The following is a 15267-nucleotide window of genomic DNA, read 5'->3' on the forward strand; positions in this document are numbered from 1 at the left end:
AGACAGAGGCTGAGTTGGCCGGTTGAATCCCAAGGCAGGTTTGCGATTGCACGATGACGCGATCGCGAACCTGCACCTACAATGCCGGCACCTCAACCTCCGGCCCGCCCATGGACATCGACCTCGCCCGCACCTTTCTGGAAATCGTCCGCCACGGCAGCCTCGCTGCGGCGGCGGAAAAGCTGTTTGTCACCCAGACTGCGATCACCGCCCGCGTACAAAAACTCGAAAGCCAGTTGGGCAGCACGCTGTTCGTGCGCAACCGCGCCGGTGCGCGGCTGACTGCCAATGGCGAGGCGTTCGTGGTCTACGCCAATCAACTGGTGCAGACCTGGGAAGCCGCCCGCCGTGACTTGCCGCTGCCAGAAGGCTACGACAACGTGCTGCACATCGGTGGCGAAGTCAGCCTGTGCAACCCGTTGATGCTCAGCTGGGCCACCGAACTGCGTGCGAAGATCCCCAGCCATGCCCTGCGCATGGACATCCGCGACGGCGAGAACCTGTTGCGTCAACTGGAACTCGGTGTGCTCGACGCCGCGCTGGTCTATCAGCCGGAATACTGGCCGGGCCTGCAGGTCGAGCAAGTGCTGGAAGAGAAGCTGATTCTGGTCCGGACACCCAACCGCCCCGCTCCCTACGTGTACATCGACTGGGGCACCGACTTCCGCCGCCAGCACGATGCTGCACTGCCGGAAAAAGCCAAGGCCGCCCTGAGCTTCAACCTCGGCCCGCTGGCCCTGCAATACATTCTGGAGAACGGCGGCAGCGGCTACTTTCGCACCCGTGTCGTTCGCACCTACCTGGAAAGCGGCGCCCTGGAAGTCGTGACCAAAGCCCCGGAATTCGGCTATCCGACCTATCTCGTCTATTCCCGCGACCGTGATTCGGCGACCCTGCAACAGGCGTTCGATCTGCTGCGCGAAGTGATCAAGGCCGATGACGACTGGTCCCAGCGCTGGAACCCGTTGAGCTGACGACCGCTATGCACCGGAGCATGGCAGTTGTGACCTCAAGGTAGACCCTGCACAAACGGCGGGATCGGCTAATCTGCCGGGATAACGACAATATCCGCAGGTGACCGCAGTGAGGCAGACCACCGAGGCATTTCGCAGCCGCTATCGTGCGGCGATTCATCCGCTGTACAACCCGTGGCTGCACGGTGTCTTCGTGCTGCTGTTCGGCGTATTGGCCATCGGCGCGTTCTGGAGCAGCGTGCAGCAGGTGCGTCCGCTGGAATGGCTGGCGGTGCCGCTGACCTTGCTGTTCTTCAACTTTGGCGTGTACGTGGTGCACCGCCATCTCGGGCATCACAAAAAAGCCTTTGCCAAAATGTTCTACGCCCGCCATGCCGGCGACCATCACAGCTTCTTCACCCCCGGCCACATGACCTGGGACAGCGCCCGCGACTGGCGGGTGATCCTGTTTCCGGCGTGGCTGATCGTGGTGCACACGCTGGTGATAACCCTGCCCCTGTGGTGGCTGTTCGCACAGGTCAACGCCAATATCGCCGGGCTGTTCGGCGGCTGCATGGTGCTGGGATATTTGACCTATGAGGTGTTTCACGCCTGCGAGCACTTGCCGGAAAAGCATCCGCTGAGCCGTCTGCCGTGGATTCGCCAGATGCGCCGTCTGCACGAATTGCATCATCGGCGTGAACGCATGCAGGAGCGCAATTTCAACATCGTCCTGCCATTGATGGATTACCTGTTCGGCACCCTCTATTGGGAGCCGGAGCCCGTCCCCCTCACCGATTCGAGAACGCCCATGACCCGCATGCAGCATCCGATCGACATTGCCGGCGAGCCGATTGCCGTACTCGCCTACGCCGCCACCGTCAGCCGCTGGCCCGAGTGGCATCCGTCCTCGCTGAGAATCGACGGCCCCGCCGGCCCGCTGCATGCCGGCGCCCGTTTCGAGGAAGACATTCATGCCGGTGGCCGCGAGGGGCATTTGAGCTGGGAAGTCACCGAGTACCTGCCGGGCCGGCGCTGGTGTGCCCGGGCCCAGGGCGATCACGGTCTGTCCCTGCTGCTGACCTATGAATGCTCGGCCCATAACGACGGCACGCGTTTCGTGCGCACGCTGGATTACCGGTTCGAGAGCCTGGGTATGCGCATCGCCAATCAGCTGTTGCTCAAACGCCGCATCGAACGTGAATCGGCCGCTTCGATGCTGGCCCTGCGCGACAGGGCGACCGAGCATCTGGCACTCGCGGGAGCCCACGTGTGAAGCTGCGCCATCTGATACTACTGCTGGTGATTTTGATTCTAGCCTTCCTGTTGCTGATGCCGACCAAAGTCCAGCCCGTGGCGTGGAAGCCGCAAGCAGCCCCCTCATTGACTGAAGGGGTCTACGCGGACAATCAACGCCTCAAAAGCGCGAAGCAGGTCGGCCCGGGCGATATCGAAGGCCCCGAAGCGCTGCTGCTGGAAGACGGCTTTCTGATCACCGGCCTGCATGACGGGCGCCTGCTGCGCACCAGCCTCGACGGCCAAAAGCGACAGGTACTCGCCGATACCGGCGGGCGTCCACTGGGCCTGGCGCGGCACCCCAACGGTTTGCTGGTGATTGCCGACGGGGTCAAGGGCTTGCTGTCCCTTGATGCTCAAGGACGGCTGACCGCGCTGACCACTGAAGCCAATGGCCTGAAGTTCGGTTTCACTGATGACGTGGCCATCGACAAGCCCGGGCATTACGCCTACTTCAGCGATGCCAGCAGTCGCTGGGGCTACGGTCATGACGGCGAGGCGATCATTGAGCATGGCGGTGACGGTCGCCTGCTGCGTTACGACTTCCAGACCGGCAAGACGAGCGTCCTGCTCGACAAGCTGGAGTTCGCCAACGGCGTCACCCTCGGCCCGGATGACGCCTATGTGCTGGTCAATGAAACCGGCGCTTATCGCATCAGCCGCTACTGGCTGACCGGGCCGAAGGCCGGCACCCATGACTTGTTCATCGACAACCTGCCGGGGCTGCCGGACAACCTTGCTTTCAATGGCCGGGATCGTTTCTGGGTGGCGCTGTACACGCCGCGCAATCCGCTGCTCGATGGCACCGCCGGACACCCGTTCGTGCGCAAGATGATCGTGCGGGCGATGACCGTCGTACCCAAACCGGTGGAGAAACGCGGGTTTGTACTGGGGCTGGATCTGGACGGCAAGGTCATCGCGAACTTGCAGGATGCGAGCGACGGCAATTACTCGCCGATCACCACCGCGCGCGAGTATGGCGACTGGTTGTATTTCGGCTCGCTGAAGGCGACCCATATGGCGCGGATGCCGCTGGAGGCGGCCTTGAAGTGAAGCCCGGGGTTCTGTACTGAATCGAATGGCCCTATCGCCAGCAGGCTGGCTCCCACAGTGGACTACATTGCAAATTGGCTCCCACAGTGGGATTGAATTCCAAATGTGGGAGCCAGCCTGCTGGCGATGGCGGGTAGTCAGTTGCTGGATCGGTCGAATTTGTCCGGATCTTCATCCTCCGGCACCTCGTCGTCCTTCCGTTTTTCTTCCGGATGGCGGACCGTATGCGCCGGACTGTTGGGCTCGGGATGGGTGGGAACCGGGTCGAATGCACCCTGCTCTTCACTGGGGAATTTGGGTTTGTTCATAAGGCACCTCGCAAAGATTCGCTAAGTGAAGACTCTGTACATTCGAGGTGCCGGTCGTGGCTGTCGTTCCAGTCGTGCCACCCCCGAAGGTCGATGGCGCGACTGACGGTCAGGTTCGAGCCTGCAATTGCTCGACGATCTTGTCTTTGACCTGCAAGCGTTTCTCTTTGAGTTTCTTCAGTGCGTCATCGCTGGGCGCATCCGAGGCAGCCGTCTCGGCCTTGACGACCTCGGCGTCCGCCTGGGAATACTTGTTGATCAGTGCGTCCAGATGTGGATCCTCGGTGCGTCGTTGCTGGATCTCTTCCTTCGTAAGCTTCAAGTCCTGATACAGGTCATGGGTCACCGGCATGGAACACCTCCGTCAATTGATCGGCAGCCGACGCGACCGATTGCGTCAGCCATTACCAGAATGGCCTCGGTTGTACCCTTCTGTCGACCACCTGTCAGACCAGCGGTGGCCGTTCGTCGCCCTGAGGCAAATACGATAAAACCTTGTGCCGCAGGCTTCCCTCCATTGAGTAACACCCCAAAACATCTGCGTGGAGAAACACCAATGGACGGATTCAACCTGCGTCATCTCGCCCTGGCGATCGCCTTGAGTACCGGCATGGGCAGCGCCTTCGCCGCCACCTCCAACAGTTTTGTCGATAACGCGGCGGCCGGCGGCATCGCCGAAATCGAAACCAGCCGCCTGGCCCTGGAAAAAAGCCAGTCGGCGGACATCAAGGATTTCGCCAACATGATGATCACCGACCACGGCAAGGCCAACGATGAACTGGCGGCCATTGCCCAGGCCCACGACATCAAGGTTCCGGACTCCACCACCCTGGTGAAACAGGCCAAGGAGAAGATCCTCGACATGCGCGATGAGTCCTTCGACGCGGCCTACGCCAACAACCAGGTGAAAGCCCACGAAGAAGCCATCGAGCTGTTCAAGAAAGAAGCCAACACCGTGACCGACGACAAGGTCAAAGGCGCCACCGAACTCAAGGGCTTCGCCCAGAAAATGCTGCCCGGTCTGGAAAAACACTTGGCAGCCGCCAAGGAGCTGCAGGCCAAACACCCGAGCAAATAAACGCCAACCGCGCCAAAGGGCCGCATTCAGAGGGTGCGGCCCTTTCATTTCTGCCCCCCGAAATCCGTCAAAAGACCTCCGCCGCCCCCCATGCCGACTAGAGTTACCGGAACGTTCCTTGCTGCACAGCAAAAATATCCGTGCGGGAACGAACAACTATTTCATACGGCAAATGTCATTGATTTCGCGCCGGTCGTTTTCCCGCACACCGGCCCCCACTTCGCGACGGAGCAACAGACACATGGCAGCACTGCAGAACAGCACACTAGATGCGATGAAGAACAAACAGGCACAGCTGCTGGGTGAATGGATACAAAACATGGAAGACAGCGGTGCCACTCGCCAACTTAAAGAACAGGAAGTGCGGCAACAGGCCTCAGAGTTCCTGCAGTTGGTGGTCGATGGCATGGCCAAAAACAGCGGCACCGACATTTCCGCTACCGGCTGGGAAACCACTCGTCACTTCCTCGAACGGCTGTCCCACAGTCGCGCCCTGCTCGGCCAGGACTCGCAACAGACCGCCACGTTCATCTTTGCCCTCAAGGGCCCGATTTTCTCTTTGCTCCAAAGTCACTACCGGGAACAACCGGCGCTGCTGGCCGAACAGCTCTGGGAAATCTCCGAACTGCTCGACGCTTTCGGCCTGCACACCATCCGCACCTTCCAGAAATCCCGTGAAGCAGTGATCAAGCGTCAGCAAGAGGAACTGCTGGAGCTGTCCACCCCGGTGGTCAAGTTGTGGGACGGCGTACTGGCGCTGCCAATGATCGGCACCCTCGACTCGCAACGCACCCAGGTCGTCATGGAGTCGCTGCTGCAACGCATTGTCGACACCGGTTCGGAAATCGCCATCATCGACATTACCGGCGTGCCGACCGTCGACACCCTCGTCGCCCAACACCTGCTCAAGACCGTCACCGCGATCCGTCTGATGGGCGCCGACTGCATCATCAGCGGCGTGCGTCCGCAGATTGCCCAGACCATCGTGCACCTGGGCCTCGACCTGCAAGGCGTGGTGACCAAGGCCAACCTGGCCGACGCCTTGAAGCTGGCCCTGACCCGCCTGGGCATCACCCTGAACAAGACGGTTTGAGTATGGAACGTATCCCGATTCTCCAGATGGGCGACTTCCTGCTGGTGACCATCCAGGTCGACATGCATGACCAGCTCGCCCTCACCCTGCAGGACGATCTGTCCGAGCGCATCAGCAAGACCTCCGCCCGCGGGGTGCTGATCGACATCTCGGCGCTGGACATGGTCGATTCGTTCATCGGCCGGATGATCGGCACCATCTCCGGTCTGTCGAAAATCATGGACGCCGAAACCATGCTGGTGGGCATGCAGCCGGCGGTGGCGATCACTCTGGTCGAGCTCGGCCTCAACCTGCCCGGCGTCAGCACCGCGCTGAATGTCGAGCGCGGCATGAAACTGCTTCAGGAACGAGTACGCCAGCAATGACGGTGCGCAGCAGCGGTACGCAACCGATCAACATCGAGCAGGACGTGGTGCTCGCCCGGCAACAGGCGCGCAAACTGGCCACCGAGTGCGGCATGCGCCTGATCGACCTGACCAAACTGGTGACCGCCGTCAGCGAGCTGGCGCGCAACACCATGGTGTATGGCGGGGGCGGCGACATGGACTGGCAGATCCTCGATGACAACCACAAGGTCGGCCTGCGCCTGACCTTCCGCGATGAAGGCCCGGGCATTCCCGACATCAAACTGGCGATGACCGATGGCTGGACGTCCGGCAGCGGTCTGGGTCTGGGCCTGACCGGCGCCAAGCGGCTGGTGGACGAATTCGAACTGGACACAGCACCCGGCAAAGGCACTCGCATAACGATCACACGATGGACATGAATATCAGCGGGTCACTGACCCAGGTGTTGTTGATCGAAGAGAACAGTCAGATCGGTCACGCCCGGCGCATCGCGCAGAAACTTGCCGAGCAGCACGGCTTCGACGAGCACGACGCCGGACGTGTAGCGTTGGTGGCCACGGAACTCGCCAGCAATGTGCTCAAGCACGCCGGACGCGGCGAACTGCACCTGCGTGCCCTGCCCCGAGCCGGCGGGGGTGGCATCGAGATGCTGGCGGTCGACAGGGCCAATGGCTTCGATCTGCAGGACTGTCTGACCGACGGCTTTTCCACGGGAGGCACCCATGGTATCGGCCTCGGCGCAATATCCCGACAGGCTGAAGTCTTCGACGTCTACTCCGACGCTCGGGGCGCCGTATTGCTGGCACGCCTCTACTCGCGCGACGACAGCCAGCCCGACATGCGTTTCGGAGTCAGCCAGCATTCACTGCACAACGATCCCGCGTGCGGTGATGTCTGGCATCTGGCGTTCAACGGGCAGGACTTCAGCGCACTGATCGTCGATGGTCTAGGCCACGGCGAAGAGGCGGAACGGGCTGGACGGGCCGGTGAAAAAGCCTTCGCCCTGACCCCGTTCGCCGCCCCGGTGCAGCTGATGGAAGACCTGCACCGGGAAATGATCGGCAGCCGCGGTGGCGCGGTGGCATTTGCCCAGTTCCATGGTGAACGCGACAGCCTGAGCTTCGCCGGTATCGGCAACATCGGCGCCAGCCTCGTCACCGCCGACAAATCCCGTGGACTGGCCTCGCACCCGGGGATCGTCGGCGCCCAATACCGGAAAGCCCGGCCCTTTGACTATGCTCACGTGAATGGACATCTATTGATCATGTACAGCGACGGCTTGCAGTCCCGTTGGAACCTTCAAGACTACCCCGGCCTGGTGCATCGCCATCCCGCCGTGATAGCCACCGTCCTGCACCGCGACTTCTGTCGCGGCCGCGACGATGTAACGGTGCTGGTCGTTGCCCTGGAGGCCACCCATGGCTGAGTCCACGACCTTGAGCAGCGCAGAACAGAGCGCATTGATCGCCCAGTTGCAGAGCGAAACCGCCGCGCTGCGCGAAGAACTCGACGAGACCAATCAGGGCGTCCTCGCCCTGTACGCCGAGCTCGACACCCAGGCCGAACAACTGCGCCAGGCCTCGGACCTGAAAAGCCGCTTTCTGTCGTACATGAGTCACGAATTCCGCACCCCGCTGGGTTCGATCCTGAGCATCAACAGCCTGCTGGCCGATGAGCTCGACGGCCCGCTCAGTCCCGAACAGCACAAGCAGGTTGCGTTCGTCAGCAGCGCCGCCCGCGAACTCAGCGACATGGTCGATGACCTGCTCGATCTGGCGAAGATCGAGGCCGGGCGCATCACCATCTCCCCGGCGTGGTTCGACATGTTCGACCTGTTCGCGGCATTGCGCGGGATGTTCCGGCCGATTGTCGACGCCACGGCGGTGGACCTGATTTTCGAAGAACCGGTGGGCCTGCCGCGCCTGTACACCGACGACAAGAAGCTCGCGCAGATCCTGCGCAATTTCATTTCCAACTCGCTGAAGTTCACCACTCGCGGCGAAGTCCGGGTCTCGGCACGGTTTGAAGGCCAGGACAAGGTGCGTTTCGCCGTCAGCGACACCGGCATCGGCATCGCTGCGGAGTTGCACGGCACCCTGTTCGAAGACTTCTCCCAGGTCGATTCACCGCTGCAAAAACGCCTGCGCGGCACCGGGCTCGGGTTGTCCCTGTGCAAGCGCTTTGCGGCGCTGCTGGGCGGCGAAGTCGGGGTGGAAAGCGCACCTGGGGTCGGCTCGACCTTTTTCGTGATCATCCCGTTGGCGATCGCTCTGGAGAACGTCGATGAAACATGACATCCGCCTGTTGATCGTCGACGACAACGTCGCCACCCGCTACGCCCTGCGCCGGCGCCTGGAGCGCCACGGCTACGAAGTGCTGGAGGCCGGCACCGGCGGCGAAGGCCTGGCGCTGATCGCCGGCGAGGCACTGGATGCGCTGATTCTCGACGTCAACCTGCCGGACATGAGCGGCTTCGATATTGTCCGCGAACTGCGCGCCGACCCCGGTACCGCCCTGCTCCCGGTGATTCATGTATCGGCAGCATCGATCCAGACCGGCGACATCATCACCGGCCTCGACGCCGGGGCCGACGCCTACCTGATTCACCCGGTGGACCCGGACGTGCTGCTGGCAACCCTGCGCACCCTGCTGCGGGTGCGCGATACGGAAAATGCCCTGCGCGAAAGCGAGGCGAGCTTCCGGGAGATCTTCGTCAATGTTTCGGCGCCGATTGCGGTCATCGATGCAACCCTGAAAGTCCACGAGTGCAACCACGCCTTTGCCCAACTGATCCAGGACAACCGCGAAGCGCAGATCCTCGACGAGTGCTTTGCCGAAGATCAGGGCGCAATCCTCAAGGAATTGCGTCTGCGACTGGTGGACGGCGAACGCTGGAAAGGCACGCTGAACATGCGCGTGCAGGGCGAAATCCGCGAAACCCAGTGGCAGATTTCCCCGTACCGTACGCCGGAACTGAGCCTGGTGTTCGTCGAAGACGTCACCGAACACCGTCACCGCGAGCGCTCGCACCTGGCGCGGCTGGACGACACCACCACGCAACTGGCCAAGGAAGTCGCCGACCGGGTACGCGCCGAAGCGCAACTGCTGCAAGTGCAGAAAATGGACGCGCTGGGCAAGCTCACCGGCGGCATCGCCCATGACTTCAACAACCTGCTGACCGGGATCATCACCAGTCTGGAACTGATCCAGAAACGCGTCGCCGATGCCCGTCTCGACAAAGTGCAGTTCTACGCCGACGCCGCGCTGAATTCGGCGATGAGCGCCGCGTCACTCACCCATCGCCTGCTCGCCTTCGCCCGACAACAGCCGCTGGACACCCGGCCGGTGGACATCAACGATCACGTGCGTTCGCTCGAAGAATTGCTGGTGCGCACCATTGGCGAACGCATCGCCCTCAAGCTAGAGCTGACCAGCAAACCGGCCATCGCCCTGGTCGATCCGATTCAACTGGAAAGCGCCGTGCTCAACCTGGTCATCAATGCCCGGGATGCGTTGCCTCAGGGCGGCAATATCTGGGTCAGCACCTATGCGGCGTACTCCCATGGCGACCCGAACCTGACCGATGGCTCTTACGTTGCGCTGTCGGTGCGCGACGACGGCACCGGCATCGAGCACAGCCTGATCGACAAGGTGTTCGACCCGTTTTTCACCACCAAGCCATTGGGCCAGGGCACCGGTCTGGGGTTGTCGACGATTTACGGTTTCGCCCGTCAGTCCGGCGGCGATGCGCACATCCGCAGCGTCGCCCGGCGCGGCACCGAAGTGACCATCATGCTGCCGGCCACCAGCGACCCGACGGCCGTCGATCTGGTGCCACCAGCGGTGGATCCGCAAGGTTCCGGCGAGCATGTGCTGATCGTCGAGGACATGCCGTCGGTACGGCTGTTCGTCACCGAAGTGCTGGAGGATGCCGGTTATCGCTGCACCCAGGCCGGCGATGTCGAAACCGCGCTGGAACGCCTGCAGAACGATCCGTCAATCAACCTGCTGCTGACCGACGTCGGCCTGCCGCGCATGAGCGGTCGCGAACTGGCGGACGTGGCCCGGGGCTGGCGCGACGGGTTGCCGATCCTGTTCATGACCGGTTACGCGGAAACCGCGATCAACCGTCAGGTGTTTCTCGGCGCGGGCATGGAGATGCTGGTCAAGCCATTCCAGATCAGCGAACTGCTGGACAAGGTGCGCCGTACGCTCGACGGTGCCTGATATACCGCTATCGCCAGCAGGCTGGCTCCCACATGAAGCACCAGAAACCTGTGGGAGCCAGCCTGCTGGCGATGACAATATTCTAGGCGCTACGCCTGGCGGCTGAGGGCACGGGCAAGGAACGGCGCAGTCCGGCTCTTCTTGCTCGATGCCACTTTCTGCGGCGTGCCGGCCACGACAATTTTGCCACCCTGATCCCCTGCCCCCGGGCCGATATCGATCACCCAGTCGCTCTGCGCCACCACGCGCATTTCGTGCTCGACCACAATCACCGTGTGCCCCGCCGTCACCAGCGTGTCCAGTTGTTCGAGCAAGCGGTCGACGTCTCGCGGGTGCAGCCCGGTAGTGGGCTCGTCCAGCACATACAACGTCGCACCACGCTGTTTGCGCTGCAATTCGGTCGCCAGTTTGATCCGCTGGGCTTCGCCGCCGGACAACTCGGTCGCCGGTTGCCCGAGACGCAAGTAACCGAGGCCGATGTCGCGCAGCACCTCCAGTGAACGGCGGATCGCCGGTTGCTCGGCAAACACCGTCACCGCCTCGTCCACGGTCAATTGCAGCACCTGAGCAATGCTCAACCCCTGCCACTGAATCGCAAGCGTCTCGGGGTTGTAACGTGCGCCATGGCAGGTCGGGCACGGCGCATAAACGCTGGGCATGAACAACAACTCTACGCTGACAAACCCCTCACCCTCGCAGGTGGGGCAACGACCCTTAACGACGTTAAAGGAAAACTGCCCGGCGTCGTAGCCCGCCGCTCTTGCCTCAACAGTGGCGGCGAACAGCTTGCGTACGTTATCGAACAGCCCGGTGTAGGTCGCCAGATTGGAACGCGGCGTGCGGCCGATAGGCTTCTGATCGACCTGCACCAGACGCTTGATCGACTCCAGCCCTGCGCTGACCTGGCCGGTGCTGGCAGTCGGGGTATCGTCTTCCAGATTGAGCTCTTCCGGCTCGGCGTCACTGCTGCGACCGAGCTGCGCCCCGACCAGCTCCAGCAGCGCCTGACTGACCAGACTCGACTTGCCCGAACCCGAGACCCCGGTCACCGAGGTAAAGCATCCCAGCGGAAACTCGACGCTGAGGTTGTTCAGGTTGTTGCGCGTGACGCCTTCCAGCCTCAACCAGCCCGAAGATTTGCGCGCAGTTCGCGGTGACCGCTGTTGCTCGGCGAACAGATAGGCGCGGGTCTGGGATTGCTCGATGGCTGAAAGCCCGGCAGGCGGGCCGCTGTAGAGAATCTGCCCGCCCTTTTCACCTGCCGCCGGGCCGACATCGATCAACCAGTCGGCGCGGCGCATGGTTTCCAGATCGTGCTCGACCACAAACACACTGTTGCCGTCAGCCTTGAGCCGCTGCAAAGCTTCAAACAACGCCTCGCCGTCAGCCGGGTGCAAACCGGCGGAGGGTTCATCAAGCACGTAAATCACACCAAACAGTTGCGAGCCCAGTTGCGTGGCCAGGCGCAGACGCTGCAACTCCCCGGACGAGAGAGTCGGCGTACTGCGTTCCAGCGCCAGATAACCGAGGCCGAGATCGGTCAGGGTGCTGACCCGCTCCAGCAAGTCCTCGGCAATGCGCTGAGCCGCCAAACGTTTTTCAAGCGACAGGTTGGGCGTGTGGCGCACGTCCGGCGCGTTGGCGTGGCCGCTGGCGCCATGGGCCACGCGCTGCTGTCGGGCTTCGCGGGTCTGGCTGTGGGTCAGGGTTTCGCCGGTTTCATCGGCGTGTTCCAGCCAGCTCGCGTCCGCCACCGGTTTCAAGACTTCGGCGACTTGCAGCAGCGGCATCCGCGACAGCTCGCCGATGTCATGCCCGGCAAACGTCACCGACAGAGCCTCGCGTTTGAGGCGCTTGCCATCGCACAACGGGCAGAGGCTCCCGAGCATGAATTGCGATACGCGCTTCTTCATCAGCGCACTTTGCGAATGGGTGAAGGTGTGCAGGATGTAGCGCCGGGCCCCGGTGAACGTGCCCTGATAGCTCGGCTCCATCTTGCGTTCGAGGGCGACGCGGGTTTCTTCCGGCGTCAACCCGGCGTACACCGGCACCGTCGGCGTTTCCTCGGTGAACAAAATCCAGTCGCGCTGCTTTTTCGGCAGCTTGCGCCAAGGAATATCGACATCGATGCCCATGGTCACCAGGATGTCGCGCAGGTTCTGCCCCTGCCAGGCCAGCGGCCAGGATGCCACGGCGCGCTCGCGGATGGTCAGCTCCGGATCGGGCACCATCAAGGCTTCGGTCACTTCATAGACCCGACCCAATCCGTGGCATTCCGGGCAGGCACCTTGCGGTGTGTTCGGTGAAAAATCCTCGGCGTACAGCATCGGCTGGCCTGGCGGGTAACTCCCGGCGCGGGAATACAGCATGCGGATCAGACTCGACAGCGTAGTCACGCTGCCCACCGACGAGCGCGTACTCGGTGTGCCGCGTTGCTGTTGCAGCGCCACTGCCGGTGGCAGACCGTCGATGGAGTCAACGTCCGGGACGCCGACCTGATCGATCAGCCGTCGCGCGTAAGGTGCTACCGATTCGAAGTAGCGCCGCTGCGCTTCGGCATACAAGGTGGAGAACGCCAGCGACGACTTGCCGGAACCCGACACGCCGGTGAACACCACCAGCGCATCCCGGGGGATGTCGACATCAACGTTCTTCAGGTTGTGTTCACGGGCGCCGCGCACGCGAACCATGCCGGCGGCGGAATTTGAGCTGCGCTTGGAAGTCATTGGCCAGCCTTGGTCAGGGGATTCGGAACTCAGGCTCTGAGCACGGAGCGGATCATCTGCAACAACGCTTCGGGGCCGTAAGGCTTGCCGAGCAAATGGGTGTCGGGGCTGAGCTGGTGATTGCGCGAGATGATGTCGCGGGTGTGGCCGGAGGTGAACAGCACAGCCACCGGTGGCATTTGCACCTTGGCCCAAGCCGCCAGATCGGAGCTTTTGATCAGCCCGGGCATGACCACGTCGGTGAAGATCAGGTCGACCCGGGCACCCTCCAGCAGCATCTGCATGGCCGCGTCGCCATTGCCGGCGATCAGCACGCGGTAGCCTTCTTCGCGCAACAGTTCGACCGCCGAGGTGCGCACGGCTTCGTTGTCTTCGACCACCAGAATGGTTTCGTTGCCACCGGCCTGCTGACGGCGCACGTCAGGCGTCTCATCGATCAGCGGCCGCAAACTGCGCGGGAAATACAACTGCACCCGCGTACCCTCGCCGATCTGGCTGTCGATCTCGACATGCCCGCCGCTCTGTTTGACGAAACCGAACACCATGCTCAAGCCCAGGCCCGTGCCCTGCCCGTCGGCCTTGGTGGTGAAGAACGGCTCGAACACCTGTTCCAGCATGTGCGGGGCAATGCCCACGCCGCTGTCGCTGACCGAGACCCGCACGAAATCCCCCGGCACGATGCCCTTGCCGGCGCAGAACGCCCGATCCAGTGAAGTATTGGTGGCGCCGAGGATGATGGTGCCCTCGCCCTTCATGGCATCCCGGGCATTGATCGCCAGATTGAGAATGGCGTTTTCAAGTTGATTGCGATCGACGTTGATGTGCCATGGCTCTTCGGGCAGCTGCACGTCGATCTGAATGGTTTCCCCCAGTGCCCGTTGCAGCAATTCGCCGACGCCTTCGAAGATCTGCCGTGGATCGCACACCGCCGGCGACAGCGGCTGACGCCGGGCGAACGCCAGCAGTTGCGAGGACAGCTTGGCGCCGCGCTCCACCGCCGCCAGCGAAGCGCTGACCCGGCGTTGCACATTGGCATTGTTCGGCTCGTGCCGCGCCAGCAGGTGCAGGTTGCCGGCGATCACTTGCAGCAGATTGTTGAAGTCGTGAGCAACGCCGCCGGTGAGACCGCCGATGGCTTCGAGTTTCTGCGACTGGCGCAATTGCTCTTCGGCGTTGAGGCGTGCTTCCACTTCATCAGCCACGCGCTGCTCAAGGTTTCGGGTGAATTTAAGCAGGGATTCTTCAGCGGTCTTGCGTTCATGGATGTCGATCAGTACCCCGGGGAAACGGAACGGCTGGCCCTGTGCATCGAACTCACAACAGCCGCTTGCCAGCACCCATAAATGGCTGCCGTCAGCGCGGATCACTCGGTATTCGGCGTTGTAGGGCTCGCCGGTGCGTACCGAGTTTTCGACGCACTCCTGCACCCAGACGCGGTCATCGGGGTGAATGTGCGCTTCAGCAATGTGCTGCGGCAGGTTGGTCAAGTCCTGATCCGGCGGGAAGGAAAAGGTCCGGGCGAAGCGCTCGTCCGCCGACAGCACGTTGTTTCTCACGTCCCAGACAAACGAACCGAGCAATGCCCCGGCATTCAATGCCAGGCGCACTCGCTCGTTGTCGGCGCGATAGGCGTCTTCGGCAGCCTGGCGCAGGCGTTCTGACAACACCAGTTCGGTGGTTTCCACCACCATCGCCATCACGCCGGAAGTTACTCCCGCATCGTCAGCGACCGGACTGTAATAAAGGTCCATCCAGACATCTTCGGGAACGCCGGCGCGTAGCAGGACCAGTTCTTTGTTGCGATAGGACAGCGTACCGCCAGCCAGGCACGTGTCGACCACATGCCGGTTGAAGTCGGCGACTTCCGGCCAGCCCAGTTCCACCGGCACACCCAGCAGATACGGGTGCCGGCCGCCGGCGAACCGCGAGTAAGCGTCGTTGTAGATCATGTAACCGGCATGGCCCCAGAGCATGACCATCGGCAACGGCGAGGCGAGCATCAACTGCACCGTGCTGCACAGGCTGGCCGGCCAGGTTTCGAGGGGGCCCAGATCCGTACCGCTCCAGTCGAACGCACGGATACGCCCGGCCATTTCGCCCTGCCAGCCGTCACACCCGTGACTATCGGATAAGAACTGCATCGTTTGATCCAACGCCTTATGGTTTGTCCGATATGTCGCTACGCC

At 62.4% G+C, this 15267-nt stretch carries 14 protein-coding genes; 10 read left to right on the plus strand and 4 right to left on the minus strand.

The features are described from left to right. Positions 1–110: 110 nt before the first annotated feature. The 3 genes from DXT77_RS23005 to DXT77_RS23015 all read left to right on the plus strand — a co-directional run bounded on the left by DXT77_RS23005 (position 111) and on the right by DXT77_RS23015 (position 3302). Positions 111–974, plus strand: a complete 864-nt coding sequence (locus tag DXT77_RS23005; RefSeq protein WP_119429306.1) for a LysR family transcriptional regulator — start codon at positions 111–113, stop codon at positions 972–974. 109 nt (positions 975–1083) lie between these two features. Then, a complete protein-coding gene (locus DXT77_RS23010) occupies positions 1084–2229 on the plus strand; it encodes an SRPBCC family protein (RefSeq protein WP_119429307.1) in 1146 nt (381 codons plus the stop codon). Positions 2230–2285: 56 nt separating this feature from the next. Beyond that, complete coding sequence (locus tag DXT77_RS23015) at positions 2286–3302, plus strand: SMP-30/gluconolactonase/LRE family protein (protein WP_372238684.1); 1017 nt, start codon at positions 2286–2288, stop codon at positions 3300–3302. A 137-nt stretch (positions 3303–3439) separates the two neighbouring features. On the opposite strand, the gene DXT77_RS29950 is transcribed toward DXT77_RS23015, so the two are convergent. Together DXT77_RS29950 and DXT77_RS23020 are read right to left on the minus strand one after the other, a co-directional pair. Further along, on the minus strand, positions 3440–3610 hold the full coding sequence (locus DXT77_RS29950; RefSeq protein WP_178083487.1) for a hypothetical protein: 171 nt from the start codon (positions 3608–3610) through the stop codon (positions 3440–3442). A 109-nt stretch (positions 3611–3719) separates the two neighbouring features. Beyond that, positions 3720–3962 carry a YdcH family protein gene (locus DXT77_RS23020; RefSeq protein ID WP_085710111.1) on the minus strand — a complete coding sequence of 81 codons (243 nt, stop codon included), beginning with the start codon at positions 3960–3962 and terminating at the stop codon, positions 3720–3722. 204 nt (positions 3963–4166) lie between these two features. Here DXT77_RS23020 and DXT77_RS23025 point away from each other — a divergent pair, with 204 nt between their 5' ends. The 7 genes from DXT77_RS23025 to DXT77_RS23055 all read left to right on the plus strand — a co-directional run bounded on the left by DXT77_RS23025 (position 4167) and on the right by DXT77_RS23055 (position 10355). After that, on the plus strand, positions 4167–4688 hold the full coding sequence (locus DXT77_RS23025) for a DUF4142 domain-containing protein (RefSeq protein ID WP_119429309.1): 522 nt from the start codon (positions 4167–4169) through the stop codon (positions 4686–4688). 241 nt (positions 4689–4929) lie between these two features. Next, the gene (locus DXT77_RS23030; RefSeq protein WP_119429310.1) at positions 4930–5781 is read left to right on the plus strand and encodes an STAS domain-containing protein; all 852 of its coding nucleotides are present in this window, start codon (positions 4930–4932) and stop codon (positions 5779–5781) included. Between the two features lie 2 nt (positions 5782–5783). Then, a complete protein-coding gene (locus DXT77_RS23035) occupies positions 5784–6146 on the plus strand; it encodes an STAS domain-containing protein (protein WP_007959463.1) in 363 nt (120 codons plus the stop codon). Beyond that, a complete protein-coding gene (locus DXT77_RS23040) occupies positions 6143–6547 on the plus strand; it encodes an anti-sigma regulatory factor (RefSeq protein WP_119429311.1) in 405 nt (134 codons plus the stop codon). Before DXT77_RS23035 ends, DXT77_RS23040 begins: the two co-directional genes overlap by 4 nt. Continuing rightward, on the plus strand, positions 6544–7554 hold the full coding sequence (locus DXT77_RS23045; protein WP_119429356.1) for an ATP-binding protein: 1011 nt from the start codon (positions 6544–6546) through the stop codon (positions 7552–7554). The genes DXT77_RS23040 and DXT77_RS23045 overlap by 4 nt, the downstream gene beginning before the upstream one ends. Then, a complete protein-coding gene (locus tag DXT77_RS23050; protein ID WP_119429312.1) occupies positions 7547–8422 on the plus strand; it encodes a sensor histidine kinase KdpD in 876 nt (291 codons plus the stop codon). The genes DXT77_RS23045 and DXT77_RS23050 overlap by 8 nt, the downstream gene beginning before the upstream one ends. Then, entirely contained in the window at positions 8412–10355 is a 1944-nt protein-coding gene (locus DXT77_RS23055) for a response regulator (RefSeq protein WP_119429313.1), read from the plus strand. Before DXT77_RS23050 ends, DXT77_RS23055 begins: the two co-directional genes overlap by 11 nt. Positions 10356–10444: 89 nt before the next feature. On the opposite strand, the gene DXT77_RS23060 is transcribed toward DXT77_RS23055, so the two are convergent. Together DXT77_RS23060 and DXT77_RS23065 are read right to left on the minus strand one after the other, a co-directional pair. After that, on the minus strand, positions 10445–13081 hold the full coding sequence (locus DXT77_RS23060) for an excinuclease ABC subunit UvrA (RefSeq protein WP_119429314.1): 2637 nt from the start codon (positions 13079–13081) through the stop codon (positions 10445–10447). Between the two features lie 29 nt (positions 13082–13110). Further along, positions 13111–15222 carry a PAS domain-containing hybrid sensor histidine kinase/response regulator gene (locus DXT77_RS23065; protein ID WP_119429315.1) on the minus strand — a complete coding sequence of 704 codons (2112 nt, stop codon included), beginning with the start codon at positions 15220–15222 and terminating at the stop codon, positions 13111–13113. Positions 15223–15267 lie beyond the last annotated feature (45 nt).

Origin of the sequence: Pseudomonas sp. 91RF, assembly GCF_003576265.1 — a bacterium.
Classification (GTDB): Bacteria; Pseudomonadota; Gammaproteobacteria; order Pseudomonadales; family Pseudomonadaceae; genus Aquipseudomonas; species Aquipseudomonas kribbensis.

Coding starts and splice junctions, on each gene's coding strand:
- DXT77_RS23050 (WP_119429312.1), top strand. CDS start 7,547: ATGGCTGAGTCCACGACCTTGAGCAGCGCAGAACAGAGCGCATTGATC.
- DXT77_RS23025 (WP_119429309.1), top strand. CDS start 4,167: ATGGACGGATTCAACCTGCGTCATCTCGCCCTGGCGATCGCCTTGAGT.
- DXT77_RS23055 (WP_119429313.1), top strand. CDS start 8,412: ATGAAACATGACATCCGCCTGTTGATCGTCGACGACAACGTCGCCACC.
- DXT77_RS23030 (WP_119429310.1), top strand. CDS start 4,930: ATGGCAGCACTGCAGAACAGCACACTAGATGCGATGAAGAACAAACAG.
- DXT77_RS23045 (WP_119429356.1), top strand. CDS start 6,544: ATGAATATCAGCGGGTCACTGACCCAGGTGTTGTTGATCGAAGAGAAC.
- DXT77_RS29950 (WP_178083487.1), bottom strand. CDS start 3,610: ATGAACAAACCCAAATTCCCCAGTGAAGAGCAGGGTGCATTCGACCCG.
- DXT77_RS23005 (WP_119429306.1), top strand. CDS start 111: ATGGACATCGACCTCGCCCGCACCTTTCTGGAAATCGTCCGCCACGGC.
- DXT77_RS23060 (WP_119429314.1), bottom strand. CDS start 13,081: ATGACTTCCAAGCGCAGCTCAAATTCCGCCGCCGGCATGGTTCGCGTG.
- DXT77_RS23020 (WP_085710111.1), bottom strand. CDS start 3,962: ATGCCGGTGACCCATGACCTGTATCAGGACTTGAAGCTTACGAAGGAA.
- DXT77_RS23065 (WP_119429315.1), bottom strand. CDS start 15,222: ATGCAGTTCTTATCCGATAGTCACGGGTGTGACGGCTGGCAGGGCGAA.
- DXT77_RS23040 (WP_119429311.1), top strand. CDS start 6,143: ATGACGGTGCGCAGCAGCGGTACGCAACCGATCAACATCGAGCAGGAC.
- DXT77_RS23035 (WP_007959463.1), top strand. CDS start 5,784: ATGGAACGTATCCCGATTCTCCAGATGGGCGACTTCCTGCTGGTGACC.
- DXT77_RS23015 (WP_372238684.1), top strand. CDS start 2,286: ATGCCGACCAAAGTCCAGCCCGTGGCGTGGAAGCCGCAAGCAGCCCCC.